The sequence below is a fragment of the Chloroflexota bacterium genome (genome assembly GCA_018829775.1).
Lineage (GTDB): Bacteria > Chloroflexota > Dehalococcoidia > Dehalococcoidales > RBG-16-60-22 > E44-bin89.
Genome location: JAHJTL010000001.1, coordinates 1 through 6937 on the forward strand (window position 1 = coordinate 1; position 6937 = coordinate 6937).

General features: G+C 56.5%; 7 protein-coding genes. 3 read left to right on the forward strand and 4 right to left on the reverse strand.

Annotated elements, in window-relative coordinates:
- The 4 genes from KKD83_00005 to dgoD all read right to left on the reverse strand — a co-directional run.
- Positions 1-728 (reverse strand): DUF2088 domain-containing protein (locus KKD83_00005; protein ID MBU2534535.1); only part of this gene is annotated, 728 nt, incomplete at its 3' end.
- Positions 729-747: 19 nt separating this feature from the next.
- On the reverse strand, positions 748-1812 hold the full coding sequence (locus KKD83_00010) for an aryldialkylphosphatase (GenBank protein MBU2534536.1): 1065 nt from the start codon (positions 1810-1812) through the stop codon (positions 748-750).
- A gap of 14 nt (positions 1813-1826) precedes the next feature.
- Complete coding sequence (locus tag KKD83_00015) at positions 1827-3347, reverse strand: FAD-binding protein (GenBank protein MBU2534537.1); 1521 nt, start codon at positions 3345-3347, stop codon at positions 1827-1829.
- Between the two features lie 21 nt (positions 3348-3368).
- Positions 3369-4523, reverse strand: coding sequence for a galactonate dehydratase (dgoD, locus tag KKD83_00020; GenBank protein ID MBU2534538.1), 1155 nt, complete (start codon positions 4521-4523; stop codon positions 3369-3371).
- A 219-nt stretch (positions 4524-4742) separates the two neighbouring features.
- On the opposite strand from dgoD, the gene KKD83_00025 reads away from it, so the two are divergent.
- The 3 genes from KKD83_00025 to KKD83_00035 all read left to right on the forward strand — a co-directional run.
- A complete protein-coding gene (locus tag KKD83_00025) occupies positions 4743-5705 on the forward strand; it encodes a thiamine pyrophosphate-dependent dehydrogenase E1 component subunit alpha (GenBank protein ID MBU2534539.1) in 963 nt (320 codons plus the stop codon).
- 17 nt (positions 5706-5722) lie between these two features.
- The gene (locus KKD83_00030; protein ID MBU2534540.1) at positions 5723-6700 is read left to right on the forward strand and encodes an alpha-ketoacid dehydrogenase subunit beta; all 978 of its coding nucleotides are present in this window, start codon (positions 5723-5725) and stop codon (positions 6698-6700) included.
- Between the two features lie 36 nt (positions 6701-6736).
- Positions 6737-6937: biotin/lipoyl-binding protein (locus KKD83_00035; protein ID MBU2534541.1), on the forward strand; the 201-nt coding region annotated here is incomplete at its 3' end.

Genomic DNA, 6937 nt, shown 5'->3' on the forward strand with positions numbered 1-6937 from the left:
ACGATGGCGTCCACCTTGACATCAAGTCGGGCCATCCTGGCGGCCTCAATGATGTCCTCAAGGATTACGTTTTCCCGCAGCTTGCCTATGGCCACCGAAGGGTCGAACACCAGCCGGTTGTGGTTGGAGGCAATGGTCTGCATGGAGGCGACACCGGGCAGGATGACCTTGCAGCCGCCGCCAAAGCCATAGGGGTGCGGCACGATGGCACCGATGCCTATTTTCAGGTCGCAGGCAACGAACTCGCTATTTACCTCTATCGGTGTTCCGTACTTGCTCACCCCGAGAGGCGTGCAGTTCTCATACGGGTTGTGATTGTAGACCAGGAACCGCGACATAACATCATCGCCCAGCTTCTTCCTGAAGTCTATGCCGTTCATCGTGCCGTGCGCACCGATGGCGGCAATGAAGCGGATGTTATCATCGGGGATTCCTGCCTCGGCCAGTTCTTCCAGAATGTACGGTATCAGCATCGCCGATGGCGTCGGGCGAGAAAGGTCATCGAAGAGGATGGCCACCTCTTTTTTACCTTTGGCCAGTTCCTTTATCGTCCTGGTGCCAATGGGGCTGGCGAAAGCTTTCTTTATCTGGGTATCGGATAGAGGTGGCGCGTCGTGCCCTTTCATCTTGCATATGGTAACGTCCCACGACTCCGGGAAATCGATTTCCAGTTCCTCATCGCCGTACCAGGCCAGCACCGGCACCGCCGCTTTTTTCCTGCTGCTCATGCTCTTCCTCCTTCTCTATTTATACAAAGGCGAACATTCGCTTTGGATTTTCAATCATTATGGTATCGATAAGCGCCTGAGAGAGCCCCTTGATTTTCATCACCGGCACGGCATCCCGCAGGATGTGTCCGTAGCCCCAGCCGCCGTAACGGCAGAGCGAGCTTTTGGTGTAATTGTCGTGCGAGATAAAAAGCTGTTTCTGGAAACCTTTATCGGCCAGCTCTTTTATCTCGTTGATGCGCTGGGCGTCGTTGGGAACATCCAGCACCCGGAAACGGGTGGGATAGTAGCCTTCCCGGCCGAACAGGTCGTACTCCAGCGTGCAGCCGGTCTTGGCCAGCTCAACGCGATTCGCCGGCTCCCTCACCGCACGGTCACAATGACTCATAACCACGCGGCTGAGGTCAGCGCCCGCTTTGTCCAGTACCTTGACGCACTCCATGGCCGCCATTTCATTCTGGCCGGGATGAATGTTGACCGCAGCGCCGGTAACCTTCTGCGCCCGCGCGCCAGCACGAACCACTTTCTGCTCATTTTCGGTGAATGGCCAGGAGCAACCGATTTCACCGATAAGCCCGGCGTGTATCCCGGTGTTGCCGAAGCCCTCGAAAACGTCTTTGACAAATTCCTCGGCGATTTCTTCCTCGCTTTTGGCGTTGACATCGACCCCGGTCGCCGGATACGAAGACTCCACGTAATAAGCGGTGCCCATAACGATATTCACACCGGTCATTCGGGCGATTCGGGCCACTGCCTTGGGGTCGGGATAAAGTCCCCGCACCGTGAGCTCCACAATCGATTTTCCACCCAAAGCCTTGTAGCGCAGGACCTCATCAATCACCAGTTCTTCATCCATAAGCTGAAGGTCATCCAAGTTCTGGAAAGGATGGTAGCGTATCCACCAGAGGGTATCGATGGTCACCGGATGACGGGCCCATTTCCGTTCCGTAGCCTCGTCCGCTGCGTAGTGCCAGGTCGTCGCGTCGCAGATGAGGTGCTCGTGGGGCAACGTGATGCCCATCTCCGAGGGTTCTATCACCCCCAGTACCGTCTGTACCTTTCCTTTGAGTTCTGCCTGTTTCACGTATTTTCCTCCTTTCAGACTTTGTGATAACTTTCTTTAACGGCATTCTCTGCGGCGATACGGCCAAAGGCGATGCATTCCGCAAGGTTGCCGCCGCCAGCGGGGTATAACATACCGAATACCGAACCACACTCCCCGGCTGCATAAAGGCCTGAAATCGGCTCACCGAACGGGTTGAGTACCTGCGCCCGGCCGTTCCGCCTCGGGCCACCCTGGGTATTTGACCCGCCGGGGAACAGCTTGATGGCAAAGAACGGCGGCTCATCCAGCGGCACGAGCTCAAGCGGGCTGCGGCCGAATTCAGCGTCGCGGCCCGCCTGGCAATACCGGTTCCAGGTATCAATGGAATTTGTCAGATTTTCCGGTGGCATATCCAGGTTGGCAGCAAGTTCAGCAACCGTGTCCCCCTTCACAATCCACCCTTTCCGCAGCTCGGTGAGGTTGTCCCAGCTCCATTTGTAGAGCTGGTGCGGGCCGGTGGGACCGCTCGACCGCTGGGCCAGCGGGCCGAATTTAACCCTGCGCTGGTCAAAGATATGGTAGCTCGGCACGCGTGGATATTCCAGCTTGTGGGAGTCGAACCAGCCGCACTCATAGGCAGCCGCATGCGGTTTCAGTTCCTCGGTCATGTAGCGGCGGCCATACCTGTCAACGATGATAAAGCCGGCCGGTGCTCTTTCCTTTTCCGTTTTCATCGAGCGCTGGCTCCAGCCGCCACCGCTGAAGTCAATGAAGACGCCGAGGGAAATATCCGCGAACTTGGCACAGAGCCGCGCCGCAACGCAGTTCATATGCCAGAGGTCGGCGCCAACCTCCTGGGCCATCCGGATGCCATCGCCCGTATTGCCGGTGCCACCGGTGAAGTACATCGGGTAAACGCGGAGGTATTGCAGCTTCATCGCTTCGTTTTCCTCAAAGCCACCGGTGCACAAAATCACCGCCCTGGTGGCCCTGATATTCACTTCTCGCGGGGTACTACCGCGACAGCTAGTTACTTTCACACCCATTACTCTCCCGGTATTGTCGGCCAACAACCGCACGGCTGATGTCTGATATCGCACATCTATCTTTCGCGAGGCAACCTGGTCATACATGAACTTCATCATGCGGAAGCCGTTGCCCTGGTACTTCCACAGCTCCATGCTGTCGGCACCGGGAAGCTGGGGAAATTCAGCGGCATTGGAGAAATATTTAATATTGCCGCCCAAACGGGTGAGCCAGTCTTTGTTCTGCGAAGTATAGGCGACCCAGGCTTTTATGGTATCCGCATCTGTCCACGATAGCCCCGGCTGACTGCCTACCTGGCACAGTGCGGTCATATACTCGATAGCGCGCTCAATATTGGAGGGCGATAAGAACACGCCCATGGCGACGCTGCTGGCAGTGCAGTGTGTCTCGGCGGACTGCTTCTCAACGAGGATGACACGAGTACCCAGGTCATGGGCGGTGACCGCCGCCACTGCGCCGGAAAGCCCATACCCCAGGATAAGGATTTCCGTAGTCTCATCCCACCGGTAATTTCCCTGTATCAACATCACACTCTCCTGATTCCGTTCCTACCAGTAAGAACCTATCCAGGTGGCTAATTGAGGTTGGGGTACTGGGGGCCGTTTGAGGATGAACTCCTCATTGATGTCCGAGCCCAGGCCGGGTCCAGTGGGGATTTCTAGATAGCCATTCTGATACTTAATAGGCTCGGTGAGCATCTCGTTGTAGAGGTCGAGATAGGGGTAGAAGAATTCCTGGAACTGCACGTTGGGGATGTTGGCATCAAGATGCAAGCTTGCCAGCACGCAGAGGGGGCCGTTGGAATTATGGGGCTGGACGGACACATAGTAGGCCTCGGCCATGGCGGCCACCTTCTTCAGCTCCATAAAACCGCCCACGTGGCAGATGTCAGGCTGGATGATGCGCGCCGCCTGTTTCTCCAGTAGAACGCGGAACTCCCAGCGGGTAAAGAGGCGCTCGCCCGTGGCCACGGGCAGGTTTATCGACCGCTGAACCTCAGCCATGGCGTCGATGTTATCCGGCGGGATGGGTTCCTCGTAGAAGAAAGGGTCAAATGGCTCCAGTTTCTGCGCCATGCGGATGGCGCTGTGCATGTTGAAGCGTCCGTGGCATTCGACGAGCAGGTCCACCGAAGGCCCCACCGCCTCCCGCACCGCCTTGACGGAGGCGATGGCAAACTCCTCCTCCGACTTGGGGATGACCTGCCCACCCTCGCGGAAGGGGTCCCACTTCATGGCGGTAAATCCCTTCTCCACCATTTTCAGCGCGTTTTCCGCAATTGAATCCGGCGTATCTTCAGCGGTCATCTGGGTTACTATTTTCTGGAAGGCCCAGGCATTGGCATAGGCCCTCACCTTGTCCCTGAGCTTGCCGCCGAAGAACTCGTAAATGGGCACGCCGAGCGCCTTCCCCTTGATATCCCACAGCGCCTGCTCCACCGCGCTGAGCGCGCTGAGCACGATGACCCCGCCGTGCCAGAAGGTGCTCTTGTAGATGGAATTCCAGATATATTCAACCTGGAAAGGGTCTTTGCCGATAAGGAAGTCCCTCAACGACTCGACTGCTTTGGCCACGATGTCGTTAAAGCGCTCCAGGCTGGCTTCCCCGACGCCGGTAAGGCCACTATCGGTATAGAGTTTCACAAAAGTCCAGTTGGCATGTGCGCCCTGGGTCTGGAAAACGCGCAGGTCGGTGATTTTCATTAATGTACCTCCTTGAAAGTTATTCACATTAAAATGGGCTAAAAAGGATTATACCTTTCTCACCTAAAAGTCCGCAAGGTTACGAAGCCATATATTACCGATAGATATACCAATGATTGACACTCGGAGTGCGCTCGACTCAACCTTGACCCTGCAAACCGCAGTATGGTAGTCTAACTGTGGAATTTTATCCCACTGTAATATCAGAGGAGGAAAGGTATGCCGGAAATAGACGCTGCCAAACTGAAAGAGATATACACCAACATGGTGAAAATCAGGTTCTTCGAAGAGAGGGCCATAACCGAGTACCGCAAGGGTCTGCCCGGCTTTGTCCACTCCTCCATCGGGCAGGAAGCCATCCCGGCGGGAGTCTGCGCCTTCCTCCGTGAAGATGACTATACCATCACCACCCACCGCGGTCACGGCGATATCATCGCCAAGGGGGCACAGCTCGACCGGATGATGGCCGAGCTCTTTGCCAAAAAGACCGGGTACTGCAAGGGCAAGGGCGGCTCAATGCATATCGCCGATGTGTCACGCAATATCCTCGGTGCCACAGGGATTGTTGGCGACGGCATTCCCATTGCCGCCGGCGTCGGTGCCGCTCTCAAGATGCAGGGCCTGGACAGCATAATGGTCGCCTTCTTTGGCGACGGCGCGACCAACTCGGGCGCCTTCCATGAAGGCATGGGGTTGGCCACGGCCTGGTCCCTGCCCGTGCTCTTCGTCTGCCAGAACAATCAATACCAGCAGAGCACACCCACCCGTGATTACACCCGCCTGACCGATATTGCCGACCGCGCCAAAGGCTACGGAATTCCCGGCATTACTGTGGACGGGAATGATGCCATTGCCGTTGCTGAAGTGGCCAGAGAAGCGATTGAAAAATGTCGCAAGGGAGAGGGGCCCATACTCATCGTTGGGAACACCTACCGGACCGTCGGCCACCACATGGGTGACCCCGGCACCAGCTACCGGCCCAAGGAAGAAGTTGAGGAGTGGAAGAAAAAGGACCCCATCAAGCGACTGCGCCAGCAGATGGTACAGAACAAGGCGGCCACGGACGCCGAGCTTGATGAAATCGAAAACAATGTGCTTCGGGAGCTGGATGAGGCGGTAAAGTTCGCCCAGGAAAGCCCCGAGCCTGCGCCTGAAGAAGCACTGGAAGACATTTACGCCTGATAGATAAAGGGGGAAGCATGCGAGAGTTAACCTTTCGAGAAGCACTGCGGGAAGCGCTCCGTGAAGAGATGAAGCGCGACCCCAAAGTTTTCATGATGGGAGAGGAAATCGCCGAGTACGGCGGTTCCTATAAGGTAAGCCAGGGATTGCTGGAGGAGTTCGGTCACGAGCGTATCCGAAACACGCCCCTGGCCGAGGCCGCCATTGCCGGTGCCGCGCTGGGAGCATCGCTGGTGGGCATGCGGCCGGTGGCGGAAATCATGTACATCGATTTCTCCTTCATCGCCGCCGACCAGATTATCAACCAGATCGCCAAGCTCAGATACATGACCGGCGGCATGGTCAAGGTACCGGTGGTCATCCGGACGCAGGGGGGCGGCGGGGTGGCCGCCGGACCCCATCACTCCCAATCCCTCGAGGCCATCTTCGCCCATATCCCGGGCCTCTACGTGGTCATGCCCTCCAATGCTTACGACGCCAAGGGCCTGCTCAAGACCAGCATCAGGGAGGACAACCCGGTTATCTTCATCGAGCACAAAAAGCTGTATGGTGAATCGTGTCCGGTTCCGGAAGAGGAGTATCTTATTCCTCTAGGTAAAGGGGATATCAAGCGCGAGGGCAAGGACATTAGCATCATCACCTACTCGCGCTGCGTCAACTTCGCCCTGGAAGCCGCGGAAGAACTCGTCAAGGACGGTATCGATGTTGAGGTGGTCGACATAAGGACGCTGAAGCCACTTGACGAGGAAATCATCATAAGCTCGGTGCAGAAAACAAGCAAGGCGATGGTGGTCTATGAGGCCTGCCGCACCGGCGGCTTCGGTGCTGAGATCGCCGCCCTTATCGGCGAGAAGGCGTTCGATTACTTGGACGCGCCTATCAGGCGGGTTGCCTCACTTGATTCACCGGTATCCTTCAATCCCGGACAGGAACAGTACATCCTGGTCAATCCGGAAAAAATCAGGGCGGCTGCCCTGGAGATGATGGGCAAATAAGTCAACCAGCGATAGAAGAACAGTGGAGGTACCAGTATGGCTGTGGCCGTAATCTTCCCCAAACTTGACGAGGCAATGACCAGCGGCAAAATCGTCCGCTGGCTCAAGAATGAGGGAGAGCAGGTGGAAAAAGGGGAAATCATTCTGGAGATTGAGAGCGAAAAGACTTCCTTCGAACTTGAAGCCGAAACTTCGGGTATTCTGAGCAACGTAATGGCCCAGCCGGGCGACGAGGTA